Genomic DNA, 15,205 nt, shown 5'->3' with positions numbered 1-15,205 from the left:
TTGGTGCGGCTGACCGTTAAAAGCATAGCCTGGCAGCCCGCCTGATAAAGCGTATCTGCCATAAACTGCTGCGCGGTATCGGCTACACCGGAGCCACGGTATTCGGGAATAAGATAAATCAGATGGATGTAACCCGTTTCGGCTTCATCAGAAAAACACTTAAATTCTAACTGGCCAATAATCTGGTCATTATCCCAGATATGAATGTAATACCAGCGGGGGTCCACCAGCCGGGCACGCATTCTTTCTTCATAACCATGAATAAAGGGCGCAAAGCCATTGTCAGACTGAAACGTACACACGAAAGCATCACGCCGGAAAGCCATGCAAAGGGCAAAATGTTCATCAACATTGACAGGACGAAATTCAGGTTTCACATGACCTCTCAGGCTGGTGCAATTGCGTCAGTTCAGGCGCTGATGGCTACACTATAGCGAATAATCAGTGCAAACTGCGATTCATAAGACTTAAAACAGCAATATATGCCTGTCCCGATAAGTCAAATACGTTACATGTTCATTCTCTTAGGAAATGCTCAGTCAAATAATAACTGGAACGATCGACTGTCAAAATGATCATTCGCATTTTTACCCATGCACCTAAGTGGCTCTAACCAGTCAAGATCATATAACCGAGCATGCTCAAACAACATACAGGAGTGATAATTCACGAAATAATCTTCAATATTTTCTTCAGACAGAGCCCCATAACGTTTGATGGAATCTGAAGCACAATAATTCGAAGCAGGTGATATCTCAACGGTGCACATACCTTCAGAAACATTCATACATTTCTGATATACCGGATTCGCACAGATGACTTTACCGCCATTCTTTTCTATTTTTCCTGCGACCAGTTCCAGCCAAGCATTGTGGAGAACAAGCTCCTCTTGCGGTTGACTCGCACAGCTTGTCAAAATACTCGCCATCAGGCTCACTCGGATGATTTTATTCATTATCTTTTACGCTGTATTCACCATCGCTTTCACGGCTTTTTTGACTTTCTTCATCGCCATTTGTCGTTTGAGTGGCGACAGATAATCAATGAACAGATTTCCGTGCAGATGGTCAATTTCGTGCTGCATCACAATTGCCAGAAAATCATCACGCTCAATCGTTACTGGATTGCCCTGACGATCAAGCGCAGTCACGACCACAGACTGATAACGCTCGACATCGGCGTAATAATCCGGCACCGACAGGCAACCTTCCTGCCCCATGGCTTTATCTTCACCGCTCACCACTTCCGGATTAATCAGTACCAAAGGTTGATCCCGGCTCTCTGAGATATCAATCACCACCACAGCTTCACGGCGACCGACCTGAGTCGCCGCCAGGCCAATACCATTCGAGGTGGCATACAGGGTCTCCAGCATGTCATCCACCAGCGTCTGAACAGCAGCAATATCAGTTACAGGAATGGCCTGCTCTTTTAAGCGGGGATCCGGGGCGGTGAGAATCTCTAATCGTGCCATAGTGTTTCAATTACCTTAACGTTAACTACAATCAGGTTCAGCACTGTCTGATACTGTCCCGTTCACCGCGCTATCTTACTGGTTTTCTTTAATTTTCATAGGTTACCGGTGCGGTAAAAATATAACCGTTTCCCCGCATGGTTTTAATGTACTTGGGATGTTTACCGCTGTCGCCCAGCCGCTGTCGCAAACGGCTCAGCTGAACATCAATTCCCCGCTCAAACGGCAGCGCTTCGCGGCCCCGGGTGGCATTGGAAATGGTGTCCCGGTCCAGCACTTCATTGGGACGGGATAAAAATAACATCAGCAAACTGAAATCCCCGCCCGTCAGTTCATAGTCCTGTTCTGTCTGAAGGTCATATAGCCTGTGAGACAAGGTCTCCAGACGCCAGTGCCCAAACCGGATAGCGCGCGGTAATGCGGTTGGCTGTACGAATTCCTCGGCACCCACAGGGCGGGTTCGACGCAACAGCGCTTTAATGCGCGCCAGTAACTGACGCGGACTGAATGGCTTGGCGATATAATCATCGGCGCCGATCTCCAGCCCCAGAATCTGATCCATTTCATCGGAGGCAGCTGTCAGCATCATAATCGGCACTTCCGATGATTTCCGTACAAACTGACACAATGTAAAGCCGTCGTCCCCCGGCATCATCACATCCAGCAGGATGACATCGGGCGTATGCGCTTCAAGCTGTTGCTTCATCGCAATGCCATCTTCTGCGGTTATCACCTCATAGCCGGATTTAGCCAGATACTCCTGCAATAACTCGCGGATTTCGACATCGTCATCCACAACCAGAATGGTCTTTGTCGACATGGTGGTGTTCTCTTTCTGTTCGTACACGTCATTATCGTTATCATTATTTACTGATAGCTTTCCTAAAGCGCTTTGCTCATCGCTTCATTTATCCCTGAAAGTACTTCAGCCGCTAGCAGTGTTATTCATTACCGGGATGAAATCACGGATCAGGCGGCAAAAGTTTGAGGCTGATAAGGTTTTATGGCCTTGTTGCAGGTGAAATTTTGCTGCCAGCTTCCCCTGATACGCCATTCATGCATAATACTTTTAAAGCAGTATGTTAAGAGAAAAAGTCCCTTATGCTAACCATTGATTACGCCACACTTGATGATCACTCCGCTATCACCGAACTGCATGTTCGCAACTGGCAGGTTGTGTATTGCAACGATCTGTCCGAGCAGTACCTGACGCACGATATCCATCAGGACCGATTTCAAACCTGGTACTCGCGACTGACTCAGCCCATGAGCAAGCGCCACATTCTTGTCGCGAAACAAAACGGGCAAATGTGTGGCTTTATCTGCATCGAGCTGGATGCGCACCCTGAGTTAGGCACGCTGGTCGATAACCTGCATGTTAACCCTGAAATAAAAGGGCAAGGCATTGGCAAGCAGCTTCTCGCGGCGGCAAAAGAGACAATGACCGCGCACGCGCAGTCAGACAGCCTGTATCTGGAAGTGCTGGCCTCCAATCTGCCGGCCATCGGTTTTTATCAGCGGATGGGGGGAACAGAGTATTGCGCGCAAACCTGGCAGGCACCGGACGGTACTGTGGTTGATGAATATGTCTACCATTGGCCCGGCAAGGATCAGATGAAGTTCTGATTGCAGACACTGCCATACAGCACGGCCGCATCCATCGATACGGCCGTGAAAGCCTTTAAAGCTCGACGATCAACTTACCTTTATTCTCACCGGAGAACAGCAGGTTAATCCCTTCAATGGCACTATCCAGCCCTTGCAGGGTATGAGCACGATACTGCAGCTTGCCGGCCATCATCAACTCTGCCAGTTTTTGACCGTATTCCGCAAACCGATGGAAATGATCCGGCATAGTAAAGCCCTGTATCATCAGTCTTTTACGCACAATATTCATCCAGTTCGGGCCAGGTTGTGGTGTCGCTGTATTGTAGTCGGCAATCATGCCGCAGACAGCCACACGACCATGGGCGTTCATGCGTTGATAAATGTGCTGCTGCGCAACGCCGCCGGTATTTTCAAAAAATAAGTCAATGCCGTTGGGGGCTGCGGTTGCCAGCTTGGCAGCAAAATCCTCATCGTGGTAGTTGATTGCGGCATCAAAACCCAGTGTCTCTGTCAGCCAGTGGCATTTTTCATCGCTGCCAGCCACACCGATGACAGTCACGCCTTCCAGCTTCGCTAACTGGCCAACCATAGATCCCACAGAGCCTGCTGCGCCTGTCACCACCAGTGTCTGTCCCGCTTGCGGTTTCAGCACTTCATACAGGCCGTGATAGGCCGTCACGCCCGGCAAGGCCACCACAGAGAGCAAGGCTTCCTGCGGCACACTGGTCGGCACAGGTGACAAACCGCCTTTGGCAACAAAATATTCCGTCCAGCCCATCATACCCATCACACGGGTTCCCACCGGAAAATCCGGGTGGCGGGATTCCACCACATCACCGATGCCGCTTGAGCGCATCACTTCTCCCAGCTCCACAGGCGGAATGTAACTTTCACGATCGGCACTCATCCAGCCGCGCATGGCCGGGTCCAGTGACATGTGGGTTTGCTTGACCAGAAACTCGCCCTCGGCAATTTCCGGCACTGGCTTCGACACTTTTTCAAAGATATCTGACGTGATGGTGATGTCAGGACGCTTTTTCAGAAGAATGGCACTGTAATTCATGATCTTGTTCCTTTCGTTGTCTTGAGGCACACTCTAACTCTTGCTGAAAATGAAAATAAGACAGCAAAATAAAGAAACACTTTTGCGAAAAATGGGAAAATAAACATGGATAAACTCAAAGCCATGGAAGTGTTTGTCACCACATTACAGTGTGGCAGCATTTCCAGCGCCGCAAAGCAATTACGTCTTCCCGTTTCCAGCGCCTCGCGGCAGCTGAGCTGGCTTGAAGCGCAACTCGGCACTGAGCTCATCAAACGCAGCACACGGACCATCAACCTGACTGAAGTGGGCAAAGCCTACCTGACACAATGCCAGCAGGTCCTTGAGCAAATTCGTCAGGCGGAGGAGCTGGTGAGCACCTATCAGCAAACCCCGTCGGGCATTTTAACCATCAGTTGTATGAGCCACTACTTTGACAGTCAGGTACTGCCGCATCTGAGTGAATTCGAGGCGCTGTATCCTGAGATCAAACTCGATATCGATGTGTCAGACCGCCTGACCGATTTGTCGAAAGCCGAAATTGATATCGCTATTCGTGGCGGATATCTGCCGGATGAACGTATTCACGCACGCTGGTTATGTGATAACACGCCACACCTGTGCGCCACACCCCAGTACATTGAGCGATATGGCCTGCCGGCCGATCATACTGAACTGCACGCTCATCACGTGGCTTACTACCGGAGTCCAAAGCACATTTTAAAGTGGGGGATCGTCAGAGAAGGGCAATGGCTGCCTCTGGAACTGGAACCGTATGTTGTGACCAATTCCGGCCGCTATATTCGTGAGCTGATGATGGCAGGAAAAGTGATGGCGCTGCTGCCAGACTGGTCAACCTTCGAAGACAGGGATGAAGGCAAGCTCATCAAGGTCGAGCTTCCCGCGCCGGTCTGCCTGTCTGCCGAGCGCCTGGGGCTCTATCTGCTGTATTACAGGCCCCGCTATCAGGTACCGAAAATCAGGGCAGCGGTCGATTTTTTCAGTCAGAAACTGGCCGTAAGCAAATAGCAAAGACATCATACTGTTTTGCTTTCGCTTGCCGGATGCACCACTACAGGCTGGGATCAGAGCCCCAGCTTGCTGCGGAACATAAAGAAAACCGCGCCCAGCATACACAGCCCGGCCCAGAGGTAATCGAGTTTCAGCGGCTCTTTCAGGTAGTAAAACGCGAAAGGCACGAAGACAGACAGGGTGATCACTTCCTGCAGGATTTTCAGTTGCCCGACACTCATCACAGTAAAGCCGATGCGGTTCGCCGGCACCTGCAGCAGGTATTCAAACAACGCAATTCCCCAGCTCAGGAAAGCGGCAATGACCCAGGGTTTACTGTTCAGATCTTTTAAATGTCCGTACCAGGCAAACGTCATAAAGACATTGCTGCACAGCAGCAGAAAAATCGTAATCAGTGTAGGTTGCATAGAGAAAGTGATTCAGTTTACCGGCCAGAGAATGCGCGGATTATAATCAGCACTTTTCACCTTGTCATTTAAAATATAAATCAATCACACCAACAAAATAAGTCATTGTTTAATAATTGATTTTAAAGCAAGACTGCCCCATTCCCTTCATCGGCCAGCGTATCTTCCGGGTTACGAAGCTGGCACCGGCTCAGTGACAGACAGCCACAGCCGATACAATCGCCCAGCGAGTCCCTGAGTTTTTGCAATTTGGCGATTCGTTCATCCAGCTGATGCCGCCATAAACTCGCCATCGCCTGCCATTCTTCCTGGGTCGGTGCGTGATCCACAGGCAGGTGCGACAACGCCTCGCCGATTTCCTCCAGCGACATGCCCAGCTGCTGCGCGGTTTTGATCACCGCAATCCGGCGCAGCACACTGCGATCATAGCGGCGCTGATTACCTGCGTTCCGCCAGCTCTGAATCAGCCCTTTCTGCTCGTAAAAATGCAGCGCCGACACCTTTACGTTGGAGCGTTCAGCGACCTGTCCGACTGTCATTTCCATCGTCAATCCTTACATGCTGATCATCTGTATTTTATTCTTGACCTCAAGTTTACTTGAGGTTTTAAGCTCTGCCCATCACTAACAATAACCAATAACCAAGAAGGAAACACGGATGTCACGCACTGCGACTTATCTCACCGGGCGCTTTTTTGACGGTATTTCATCCGGGATGTTCATGCTGGCACTGCCTTGGATCATGCTGAATCAGGGCGACATGGGGGTCTTCGTGGCAGCGGTCTCGCTCACTTGCACCGCCTTGTCATTCATTGCCACCCCTTTCACCGCCACGCTGATTGACAGGCATTCACGCAAAGCCATTCTGATCATCGTTCAGGTGATTCAGTCACTGACTGCACTGTCTGTGCTGATCGCTTTCCGGTTTCAGGCCGATTCCATCTGGTTGCTGGCACTGGCGCAACTGATCTTCTGGCTGACCAACGATGTCGCCTGGAGCACCAATAATGCTTTCACCCAGGAAAACTATGACAAAGCTGACTACGCCAGAGTGACTGGTCAGCAGGAAGTCGTCATGCAACTGACCACACTGAGTGCCGGGGCAGCGGGTATCGTGCTGCTGACATCCTGGTCGATGAGCGAATTTGCCTTGCTGGCAACACTGGCCTCCGGCATTGCTGCACTGAGCTACTGGCTGACACCGTATCGCCGCCGGCTGGCGTCCAGTCAGCCTCAGGCGTTTTTCAGACAATTGGCCGAGAGCAAAACCATCTTCACCCGCCAGCCCGCTTTCTACCTGTTTCTGGCGTTATCCTGCCTGACCTACCCTATGCTCACCTATCTGGCGAAACTGGTGCCTGTATATTTCTCTGAGCACAATATCAGTGGCAGCTGGTTTGCGTCCTGGTCGCTGAGCTATGGCATCGGCGCCTTGCTTACCGGCCTGCTGGTGACGCGTTTGCTGGCACGCATCAGCCATGAAAAAGCCATGATGTATTCGGTGATCACCATGGGCAGCCTGCTGATCGTCATGGCCGTCTGGTTAACGCCGGTTGTACTGGTTTCGCTCACCGTGATTCTGGGCTTTTTCAACGCTTTAAACCGTATCGCCCGCACCAATAAGCTCAACCACGAAGTCAATGTGCATGAACGGGGCCGGATAGAAGGCGGTCTGAAATTGTTCTCGACCCTGAGTCAGAGCCTGAGTTATGTTTTGATTGCGGCGTTAAGCTACCTGCAGATCACTGAAATAGGTTTTGTCATTATGGGCGTCATTGTGCTGGCATCCGGTTTGATCATGCAGCTGTTATACCGGAAAGGTTCCCATCTGCAGGTTTCAATCGCCTGAGGACAAGACAATCACTGTGGCGACTTCCCTGAAGCGTACGCTAGGGAAGTCTTTTCATTTTTCCATCCAGTCCATCAGAAACTGCGAAAAAGCGTTCACTTGCCTTGGCTGGAATTTGCGGCCGGGATAGACAAGCTGCAAAGCGACAGATTCGGTATCACTGAGACTCAATCCTCTGACCTGATCATCAAACAGCACCTGTAACCGGCCGTCCAGCACATCCTGCCGAACATCCCACCAGGACTTCATCGCAATACCGCAGCCTTCTACTGCCCATTGACGCACCAAAGCGCCATCGGTACAAATCATCGCCGGTTCGACGTCCACTGTGATCGGGCCCTTGTCAGTGACAAAGTGCCACTCATTCATGATTTGTCCGGCCCATTCCATTACTAAACACCTGTGATGACGCAGATCATCGGGATGGGCCGGTTGCCCCGCTTTCGCCAGATAAGCCGGTGATGCGCACACCACGCGGCGATTCGACACTAACGACTTTGCAATCAGGTTGCTGTCAGGCAAGTTGCCCAGCCGGATGGCAATGTCTATGCCTTCATCCACCAGTTTTACCATGCCATCGGTCAGATACAGATGCGGTACAACCTTAGGATGGGCCTCAGAAAACGCCGCCAATGCCGGCGCCACGTATTGCCTGCCAAAGTCAGACGGCGCAGTAATGCGCAGGGAACCTGACAGCTCCGCTTCACATTGCGTTAATACCGCTTCTGCGGCTTCCACTTCTTCCACTACCCTCAGGCACGCCTGGTAAAATCGATAGCCCGCTTCAGTCATCGAAATATGCCGGGTATTTCTGTTCAGCAAACGGGTTTGATATCTGTGTTCAAGCTGGTTCATCCGGGCGGTCATGCTGGCAGGCGACAACCCCAGCTTACGCCCTGCGGCCGCCAGTCCACCTGATTTCACCACCTGAACAAACAACGCCATGTCCTCTGTCTTTGCCATATTATTCAGTTTTTATGAAGTATGTTTTCGTATTTGCATCCATTATAAATATTTTCCGAACCAATACACTGAAGACCGCTTATTTGCAGAATCCGAATCGCAGAACCCGATTATCCTTATGACAACCCACATGCTTGAGGAACCACGAATGAAAGCTGTCGCACTGACCCATTATTTACCTGTATCAAACCCGGACAGCCTGATGGATGTCGAACTCCCGGCACCGGCTGTATCAGGCAAGGATATTCTGGTGAGAGTGGAAGCCATCTCGGTCAATCCGGTTGATACCAAAGTAAGAGCGCCCAAAGACAAAATTGAACCACAGCCTCGTGTTCTGGGCTGGGACGCAGCAGGGACGGTCGTCGCAGTCGGTGAAGACGTCACCCTGTTTTCCGTCGGTGACGAGGTATTTTATGCCGGTGATATCACCCGCCCCGGCAGCAACAGCGAATACCAGCTTGTTGATGAACGTATTGTCGGAAAAAAACCGCAATCACTGTCGATGGCTGAAGCAGCCGCACTCCCACTGACCAGCATCACCGCTTGGGAAGGCTTGTTTGACCGGCTCAATATCAACCCCAACGGCACGCAGGATCAGCAAAGCCTGCTGATCATTGGCGGTGCTGGCGGTGTCGGTTCGGTGGCAATTCAACTGGCCAGCCAGATTGCAGGACTGACGGTGATAGCCACCGCATCACGGGAAAACACCCAGCACTGGTGCCATGAAATGGGCGCCGATCACACCATCAACCACAGGCAGGATATGGCGGCACAACTGGCTGAACTCGGCTTTCCGGCAGTGGACTACATCTTCTGCCTCAACGACACAGCCGGCCACTGGGCGACCATGACACAGGTTATCAAACCCCAGGGCATGATTTGCAGTATTGTCGAAAGTGATGTGCCATTGGATATGGAACCGTTAAAAAGCAAAAGTGCCGGTTTCGTCTGGGAATTCATGTTTACCCGCTCCATGTATCAAACCCATGATATGGCCGAGCAGGGTCATCTGCTCAATCAGATCAGCAAGCAGATTGATGCCGACACCCTGCAATCCACCATGAAGGAGCACCTGACACCGATCAATGCTGAGAACCTGCGCAGCGCTCATGCCATGGTAGAGCAAGGCAAAATGATAGGAAAAATTGTCCTGTCTGGCTGGGAATAAAGCTTAAATCCATCGCTTCTTGCCCGGCACAGCCTCGCTATATGGAGTGAAACTGTGCCGGGCGAAGCTATTCAGGACGTAGCTATGCGAGACGTAGCTATGTTGGACGTAGCTATGTCGGACGAAGCTATTTCGGACGTAGCTTTGCCGAACATAGCTTTGCCGGACATAGCTGTGCCGGCAAGGTAAACATGGTTAGCTTAAGAATGCCCCGGCAGGCTGAATCTCTACGATCCGGTCCGGCCAGCCAGCGACAAAATCCCTTTCGTGCGACACCATGATGACAGTCCCGCTAAAGTCGATCAGCGCTTGCTTCAGCGCCGCTTTCACTGTGGCATCGAGATGAGTGGTCGGTTCATCCAGCACCAGCAGGTTGACCGGTTGCAATGCTAAACGACACAGCTTCACTTTGGTCTGTTCTCCTCCGCTGAGCGAGCCGACAGGCTGCAATGCCAGCTTGCCGGACAGGCCGAAGCGCGCCAAATGTTGCCTGGCCGCTTTGTCATCCAGACCGGGACAAGCTGACTTCACCAGATTCACGGGGGTGGCATCCTGAAACGCCCAGTGCAGTTCCTGCTCAAAGTAGCCCAGCCTGAGTCCTTGCGATAATTCCAACTGACCGGCCATCGCTGCCAGCTCGCCCACCAGGGTTTTCAGCAGGGTGGACTTTCCGATGCCATTGAATCCGGCAATCACAACTTTTTCACCGCGCTGCAGGCTCAGATTCATCGGAGGCAGCAAAGAGCGGGTATAGCCGATTTCCAGCCCGGTAGCCGCCAGCACGGTCTGGGCACTCAGCGTCGCAGCCCGGAACGAAAACGACACCGCTTTCTCTGACTCCGGCGCTGCCATGCGTGCAATCCGCGCCAGCTGTTTCTTGCGACCATTAGCAATGCTCGCATTGACACCAGCACCGTTTTTGGCAATGAACTGCTCCAGCTTATCGATGTGCTTTTTCTGGGCCTGATACTGCTTGGCATGGGCCGCATCGTCGCTGGCTTTCTGCGCCATCGCTTTCTCAACATTGCCTTTGTATTTGCGGATTTGTTGCCTGTCGATATCGCAGATGCCGGTCGCAATCCGGTTCAGAAAAGCCTTATCGTGCGACACCACCATGAAGGCGCCTGTAAAGCCATTCAGATAATCGGCCAGCCAGTCGACATGCACGGTATCCAGGTAGTTGGTCGGTTCATCCAGCAACAGCACATCCGGCGATACCAGCAACAGAGTGGCCAGCATGACTTTGTGGCGCTGACCACCACTCAAGGCGCCGAGCGGCGTTGCCATGCCGAACTGGGTAATCCCCAGCCCTTCAGCCACCGCCTCTATTTTGTGATCAGTGACATAAAAGGACTGGCTTTCCAGCATCGCCTGAATCGTTGCGGCACGGGTCAGAAAACTGTCGCGGGCACTTTTCTCCGGGCAGGCGTAAATGGCCATCATTTCAGCTTCCAGTGTGTACAAATCGGCAAATGCCGATTGCAGGTAACCACGTACCGTCAACCGGGGATCCAATTCTGCGTGCTGATCCAGATAGCCGACCTGCACGGCGGGCTGCCAGAGAATATCGCCACTGTCGGGCAGCAACTCGGATTGCAGCAATTTCAGCAGGGTACTTTTCCCCACCCCATTCTTGCCGGTCACCCCGATATGCTCGCCGGGAAACAGAGTGAAACCGGCCTGCTGATACAGGGTTTTATCGCCGATGTGGTAAGTCAGGTTTTGAATTGTGAGTAAACTCATTGTATTACATCCATAAAAAAACGAGGGGCGGTACAAGGCATACCGGCCCCTCGCTTCAAGCAATCTTGAAACTAGCTGCTGACAGATTATCGGTCAGAAACTAAAAGGCCGACGATGAAGGTCATCGTCGGCCTGTACTCTGCATTCATCAGATACAGACAACTCCCCTGAGGATCAGGGAATGACGGCTATATCTGATGAAGATTCAGAAGACATTCAGCTCCGAGCAACACTTCATCGTGTTAATGCGCGGAGCACAGTCGCCTGACAAAATTCTTGAATAGGATGTAAAACATTGCAGAGCGGTCCAAAAATATAATTCGGCCGCAAAATACGCAATTTTCAATCATGAGTCAACCGCATCTATTATCGTATACAACTCATATCGCGCATCAGCAGCAGAGTATCGGCAGACGCCCCTCAGCCAAAAAACGCGGCCAATAGTCCAATCACAACAGCCAGAGCCAGTATGGCTTTCACCAGCAAACCGATATTCTCACTGCCACCATCAGGCGGCTGATTACAACATCCCACTGTTACCTCCAAAGTCACAATCATTGCAGCACAAAACAGACAGACTTAAAGCTTCCCGCCAGTGGAAGGTAAAGCAAAACTGTTACGCGCTGCACATTTCCCTTCGCCCGAACCCTAATTGGCGGGAATACTCAACCAATAGCATTTATGTTATGCATATGCGTTTTTATTTTGTCATTGGAATGTCACATGCCTGTCCGAGCTAGCGCTGCCCGAGTGAGTATCATCACTGCTGGCCTGCTTTTTCTTTCTGCCTGCAGCCAGAATGCCAGTAATGATGTCGGTTTGTATGCGCAAGCCAGTAATCAGCTCACCAGCCAGCTGGGTGACATGATGCAGGAAACCAAAACCTTACAGACAAAACGGGCCACCAACACACTGGCGCTGGAACTGGAACGCCCCAGCACTCTGCTGACCTCAGACCGACTGACGCAACAGGCAAAAACCTATGCCGATATCACCCAGCAACAGTTCGCACTATACGCCCTGAACCGTTCCCTGCAGGACTACAGTCAGGCCCTCAGCGAACTGGCAGACGCCAAATACCGCGGCGACATTGACTATGCCGCCGCCAAACTCAGTGGTTCGCTGATCTCGGCAAACAAACAGTATCTTGCCCTGACCGATACGCCCCTGCTGGATGCCAGCGATGACACCTTCCACATACTGTCATCCGCCATCGCGGGGATTGGCGCGACAGTAGCGGAATCTCAGCGGCGCAAAGCCCTGAAAGACATCATCATCAAGGCCGATCCGACCATCAGCACTATCTGCGATACCATCAGCCAGCGCCTGTCATCCGGCAGGCTGTACGCCGCTCTGCTGTCGGAACGCCGGGATATGCTCAGTACCGATATCCGTCGCTTCAACATCATGAAAACGCAGGGAAAGCTCAGCCATGAGGCAGTGATCGCGCAAATTGAAAGCCTGACTCAGCGCTCAGTGGATATCGCTTCAACCGCACTGATCTTCAAGCAGATGGCCAAAGCCACGCAGACACTGAAAGAGAAGCACCACGCGATTTCCGAACTGGTTGCTAACAACGAGTTCAGCGGTAAAGCCTTCATCCGTATTGCCGGCGAGCTCAACGAAACCGGCCGTCATTATTCATCACTGAACAACCTGCTGGGTAGCTGCGAAACCAGCTTTGCGCTCAGAGATGATCAACTTGTTTGCAAGGAGGGGTAAGATGACCGACAAACCATTGGGCAACTACCTGGTCGAAGCCATCGACGAGCTGCGCAAGGTGAAAGAAATCACCCTGAATTATGATCAGGCGCTGCAATTACAACAAGACATCAACCTGCTGCTGACCCAACTCAGCGAAGCACTGGCATTACCTGATCTGGGCGTTACGCGTACCCAGAGTGCGGTGACAAACCTCATCACCCTGACGTCGCTGGCCAAAAAAGCCAAACACGATCCCAGCAAGATTGCCGATGTCATTCTCACCACCTCGAAAGTGGTGCGTGTGGTCGAAAAAGTGCTGAAAGGCACTGGTGAAGCGCTGCTGTAAAAGCAAGTGGCGGAGACAGGCTTGTTGCGAGCCGGCGCTGGAAAAGGTTTGATCCATCCTTGCTATTAATAGCGATAATAATAGGGAAGCAAGGCCGAGTCTGCTAGAATCCCGTGCCCTCAACCTTCATGGCACAGCTTAATCATTCGTGCCGCTCTGGTATTTAATTGAAGCGTTGAGCGAATACCACCCAATCCAACCCGCCCCGGTACGTGAGAAACTCAGGAACGCGTTATGATGACAGATGAAGAAAGAATTGAATTACAAAAAAATAATCCATTGCACGGTCTGAAGTTAGAAACCTTACTGCAAGAGCTGGTCGATTTTTACGGATGGGATATTCTGGACACAGCCATGCGTTTTAACTGTTTTCACACCAACCCATCGATTGCCAGCAGTGTGAAGTATTTAAAGAAAACGGACTGGGCAAGAGAGAAACTGGAAAACTTTTACCTGTACCGCTTCAAACGCATGCCTCGCGCAACAAGCGAAGAGTTCGAGTTGCCGCCACGCACCCGTACATTCCCGCACGGTCTTCAGCCGAAAGAGCCGATGGAACTGACGGTTGAATCCATTTTGAAATCGCAAGCCAAAGCCGCATCAGCCCATAAAGAGCGCTCATCACGGGGTCGCCACTTCCGTCGTTAACGCACGGCTTCTCGGTCGATCAGATAGCGCCGTATCAGGCATGGACGCCTGTGTTTGGTATATCACCGCATTTACAGTGTAAAACGTGCCAAATCTGATTTTGGTAGCCAGTTTCCCCTTAACATTTTTCGCTGCTCGCCTGCTTACTCTTCAGCCTGCGGCGCACTGAACGCTTTGCTGTAGAAACCTGACGGGTCAAAGCAGCACACTCTTTTCTTCCCCGAAGCAAGCATGTCGCATGCGTCATGAATGCGTTTCGCGCGAGTCTTGGCCTGCTTGGCTGAAACTATCCAGTGAATCCAGTCTACACGGGCAATGGTCGTCGTCGCATCCCACATGGCACGGGCCTCAGGTGCCGCCTCCAACGCTTTCACCAAATCATCCGGCACGTCTGGTTCAGGTTCCTCCCCTGCGAAAATCTCGAAATGTGCCGTGTCACCAACGCTGGCACCTGAAGCCGCCAGCAGAGGCTGGTCGATACGCAGCCAATGGCTTTTCTTGCCATCCGGTTCGAGCAAGACAGTGAAACTGTTACCGTTTAAGGTGCCTGAAACAGTGATACGACCACGCCTTGGCAACGTCGCGCTCGCCTCTTTGGGCAACACGACAAAAGCCCACTCACTATCACCGCCCGAGTCCCTGGGGCGAAGCAGTCGCGCGTCAAATTCAGCACCGCTGTTTTCTTTTTCCATGATTTGATGATCTCCCTATGAAACTTTCCCTGACCAACGACATAGTATTTTAGCAGACAGTTATGATGGGAAAGTGAGTTTAGTCTACAGCCCCATTGCATCACTTTGTATGTCACGCTTAAAGCCTGCGCCTTCTCTGCATTCTGCGTTGCGCGCCAGACACTCTTTGCCGGCTCAAAGAGTGCCCAGAAAAGCCTTTGATTTCGCTGATGTTTTCCGGGCCGGTTGTAGGCGCTCCCTGCGCCGACAACCTAAAAATGCATCCCTGTATTTTTCCCTGGGATTGTGACTGACTATCCTGTTGAGGATGCTCAGGCTGTCGGTATGGCAGTTGCCAGTGCCAACCAAACCACAGAAAGCAACTGGGCGCTGAACCAGGCTATTCCTTAATAATGCCGCTGCGGGCTTGTCCAACACCCGGATAAAGGATCGGCTGCACGACACTTATGCTTATTGAGGGTGTTCATAGTTCTGTGTCAGCATAAGTCACAGATCCACATATTGATCGACCCTGTTCGGGAAGTGGAGGC

At 51.6% G+C, this 15,205-nt stretch carries 17 protein-coding genes; 7 read left to right on the top strand and 10 right to left on the bottom strand.

All coding sequences use genetic code 11. The features are described 5' to 3' along the window. From P0Y67_RS20560 to P0Y67_RS20545, 4 genes are all read right to left on the bottom strand, one after another. Positions 1-377: GNAT family N-acetyltransferase (locus P0Y67_RS20560; protein WP_342393350.1), on the bottom strand; the 377-nt coding region annotated here is incomplete at its 3' end. Positions 378-535: 158 nt separating this feature from the next. Further along, on the bottom strand, positions 536-955 hold the full coding sequence (locus tag P0Y67_RS20555; RefSeq protein ID WP_342393349.1) for a hypothetical protein: 420 nt from the start codon (positions 953-955) through the stop codon (positions 536-538). 6 nt (positions 956-961) lie between these two features. Continuing rightward, complete coding sequence (def, locus tag P0Y67_RS20550) at positions 962-1,474, bottom strand: peptide deformylase (RefSeq protein ID WP_342393348.1); 513 nt, start codon at positions 1,472-1,474, stop codon at positions 962-964. Positions 1,475-1,562: 88 nt separating this feature from the next. Continuing rightward, on the bottom strand, positions 1,563-2,294 hold the full coding sequence (locus P0Y67_RS20545) for a response regulator (protein ID WP_342393347.1): 732 nt from the start codon (positions 2,292-2,294) through the stop codon (positions 1,563-1,565). A 281-nt stretch (positions 2,295-2,575) separates the two neighbouring features. Between P0Y67_RS20545 and P0Y67_RS20540 the strand changes: the two genes are divergently transcribed. Next, complete coding sequence (locus tag P0Y67_RS20540; protein WP_342393346.1) at positions 2,576-3,100, top strand: GNAT family N-acetyltransferase; 525 nt, start codon at positions 2,576-2,578, stop codon at positions 3,098-3,100. A 55-nt stretch (positions 3,101-3,155) separates the two neighbouring features. Here P0Y67_RS20540 and P0Y67_RS20535 read toward each other — a convergent pair whose 3' ends face one another. Beyond that, positions 3,156-4,145: an NADP-dependent oxidoreductase gene (locus P0Y67_RS20535; protein WP_342393345.1), complete on the bottom strand. Its 990-nt coding sequence runs from the start codon at positions 4,143-4,145 to the stop codon at positions 3,156-3,158. A gap of 105 nt (positions 4,146-4,250) precedes the next feature. Between P0Y67_RS20535 and P0Y67_RS20530 the strand changes: the two genes are divergently transcribed. Further along, the gene (locus P0Y67_RS20530) at positions 4,251-5,153 is read left to right on the top strand and encodes a LysR family transcriptional regulator (RefSeq protein WP_342393344.1); all 903 of its coding nucleotides are present in this window, start codon (positions 4,251-4,253) and stop codon (positions 5,151-5,153) included. A gap of 56 nt (positions 5,154-5,209) precedes the next feature. On the opposite strand, the gene P0Y67_RS20525 is transcribed toward P0Y67_RS20530, so the two are convergent. Next, positions 5,210-5,563, bottom strand: a complete 354-nt coding sequence (locus P0Y67_RS20525; RefSeq protein ID WP_342393343.1) for a DMT family protein — start codon at positions 5,561-5,563, stop codon at positions 5,210-5,212. A 122-nt stretch (positions 5,564-5,685) separates the two neighbouring features. Next, positions 5,686-6,108, bottom strand: a complete 423-nt coding sequence (gene soxR / locus P0Y67_RS20520; protein ID WP_342393342.1) for a redox-sensitive transcriptional activator SoxR — start codon at positions 6,106-6,108, stop codon at positions 5,686-5,688. A gap of 112 nt (positions 6,109-6,220) precedes the next feature. Here soxR and P0Y67_RS20515 point away from each other — a divergent pair, with 112 nt between their 5' ends. Beyond that, positions 6,221-7,411, top strand: coding sequence for an MFS transporter (locus P0Y67_RS20515; protein ID WP_342393341.1), 1,191 nt, complete (start codon positions 6,221-6,223; stop codon positions 7,409-7,411). A 54-nt stretch (positions 7,412-7,465) separates the two neighbouring features. Here P0Y67_RS20515 and P0Y67_RS20510 read toward each other — a convergent pair whose 3' ends face one another. Next, on the bottom strand, positions 7,466-8,374 hold the full coding sequence (locus P0Y67_RS20510; RefSeq protein ID WP_342393340.1) for a LysR family transcriptional regulator: 909 nt from the start codon (positions 8,372-8,374) through the stop codon (positions 7,466-7,468). Positions 8,375-8,522: 148 nt separating this feature from the next. On the opposite strand from P0Y67_RS20510, the gene P0Y67_RS20505 reads away from it, so the two are divergent. Further along, on the top strand, positions 8,523-9,542 hold the full coding sequence (locus tag P0Y67_RS20505) for a zinc-binding alcohol dehydrogenase family protein (protein WP_342393339.1): 1,020 nt from the start codon (positions 8,523-8,525) through the stop codon (positions 9,540-9,542). Positions 9,543-9,737: 195 nt separating this feature from the next. On the opposite strand, the gene P0Y67_RS20500 is transcribed toward P0Y67_RS20505, so the two are convergent. Next, positions 9,738-11,285: an ABC-F family ATP-binding cassette domain-containing protein gene (locus P0Y67_RS20500; protein ID WP_342393337.1), complete on the bottom strand. Its 1,548-nt coding sequence runs from the start codon at positions 11,283-11,285 to the stop codon at positions 9,738-9,740. Positions 11,286-12,008: 723 nt separating this feature from the next. On the opposite strand from P0Y67_RS20500, the gene P0Y67_RS20495 reads away from it, so the two are divergent. The 3 genes from P0Y67_RS20495 to P0Y67_RS20485 all read left to right on the top strand — a co-directional run bounded on the left by P0Y67_RS20495 (position 12,009) and on the right by P0Y67_RS20485 (position 13,983). Then, a complete protein-coding gene (locus P0Y67_RS20495; RefSeq protein WP_342393336.1) occupies positions 12,009-13,007 on the top strand; it encodes a hypothetical protein in 999 nt (332 codons plus the stop codon). A gap of 1 nt (position 13,008) precedes the next feature. After that, positions 13,009-13,335, top strand: a complete 327-nt coding sequence (locus P0Y67_RS20490) for a hypothetical protein (protein ID WP_027250779.1) — start codon at positions 13,009-13,011, stop codon at positions 13,333-13,335. Positions 13,336-13,572: 237 nt separating this feature from the next. Next, positions 13,573-13,983 (top strand): VF530 family protein, encoded by a 411-nt coding sequence (locus P0Y67_RS20485; protein WP_202601869.1) that lies wholly within the window; start codon positions 13,573-13,575, stop codon positions 13,981-13,983. A 143-nt stretch (positions 13,984-14,126) separates the two neighbouring features. On the opposite strand, the gene P0Y67_RS20480 is transcribed toward P0Y67_RS20485, so the two are convergent. Further along, positions 14,127-14,675: a YdeI/OmpD-associated family protein gene (locus P0Y67_RS20480; protein ID WP_342393335.1), complete on the bottom strand. Its 549-nt coding sequence runs from the start codon at positions 14,673-14,675 to the stop codon at positions 14,127-14,129. Between the last annotated feature and the right edge of the window lie 530 nt (positions 14,676-15,205).

The organism is Photobacterium sp. SP02 (assembly GCF_038519165.1).
GTDB lineage: Bacteria > Pseudomonadota > Gammaproteobacteria > Enterobacterales > Vibrionaceae > Photobacterium > Photobacterium halotolerans.
Note: the sequence above shows the minus strand (reverse complement) of the source record. Positions and strands in the feature narration are given on the sequence as shown.

Excerpts from the sequence above, each read along its gene's own strand:
- P0Y67_RS20555 (WP_342393349.1), bottom strand. The coding sequence starts at position 955 with ATGAATAAAATCATCCGAGTGAGCCTGATGGCGAGTATTTTGACAAGC.
- def (WP_342393348.1), bottom strand. The coding sequence starts at position 1,474 with ATGGCACGATTAGAGATTCTCACCGCCCCGGATCCCCGCTTAAAAGAG.
- P0Y67_RS20545 (WP_342393347.1), bottom strand. The coding sequence starts at position 2,294 with ATGTCGACAAAGACCATTCTGGTTGTGGATGACGATGTCGAAATCCGC.
- P0Y67_RS20540 (WP_342393346.1), top strand. The coding sequence starts at position 2,576 with ATGCTAACCATTGATTACGCCACACTTGATGATCACTCCGCTATCACC.
- P0Y67_RS20535 (WP_342393345.1), bottom strand. The coding sequence starts at position 4,145 with ATGAATTACAGTGCCATTCTTCTGAAAAAGCGTCCTGACATCACCATC.
- P0Y67_RS20530 (WP_342393344.1), top strand. The coding sequence starts at position 4,251 with ATGGATAAACTCAAAGCCATGGAAGTGTTTGTCACCACATTACAGTGT.
- P0Y67_RS20525 (WP_342393343.1), bottom strand. The coding sequence starts at position 5,563 with ATGCAACCTACACTGATTACGATTTTTCTGCTGCTGTGCAGCAATGTC.
- soxR (WP_342393342.1), bottom strand. The coding sequence starts at position 6,108 with ATGGAAATGACAGTCGGACAGGTCGCTGAACGCTCCAACGTAAAGGTG.
- P0Y67_RS20515 (WP_342393341.1), top strand. The coding sequence starts at position 6,221 with ATGTCACGCACTGCGACTTATCTCACCGGGCGCTTTTTTGACGGTATT.
- P0Y67_RS20510 (WP_342393340.1), bottom strand. The coding sequence starts at position 8,374 with ATGGCAAAGACAGAGGACATGGCGTTGTTTGTTCAGGTGGTGAAATCA.
- P0Y67_RS20505 (WP_342393339.1), top strand. The coding sequence starts at position 8,523 with ATGAAAGCTGTCGCACTGACCCATTATTTACCTGTATCAAACCCGGAC.
- P0Y67_RS20500 (WP_342393337.1), bottom strand. The coding sequence starts at position 11,285 with ATGAGTTTACTCACAATTCAAAACCTGACTTACCACATCGGCGATAAA.
- P0Y67_RS20495 (WP_342393336.1), top strand. The coding sequence starts at position 12,009 with ATGCCTGTCCGAGCTAGCGCTGCCCGAGTGAGTATCATCACTGCTGGC.
- P0Y67_RS20490 (WP_027250779.1), top strand. The coding sequence starts at position 13,009 with ATGACCGACAAACCATTGGGCAACTACCTGGTCGAAGCCATCGACGAG.
- P0Y67_RS20485 (WP_202601869.1), top strand. The coding sequence starts at position 13,573 with ATGACAGATGAAGAAAGAATTGAATTACAAAAAAATAATCCATTGCAC.
- P0Y67_RS20480 (WP_342393335.1), bottom strand. The coding sequence starts at position 14,675 with ATGGAAAAAGAAAACAGCGGTGCTGAATTTGACGCGCGACTGCTTCGC.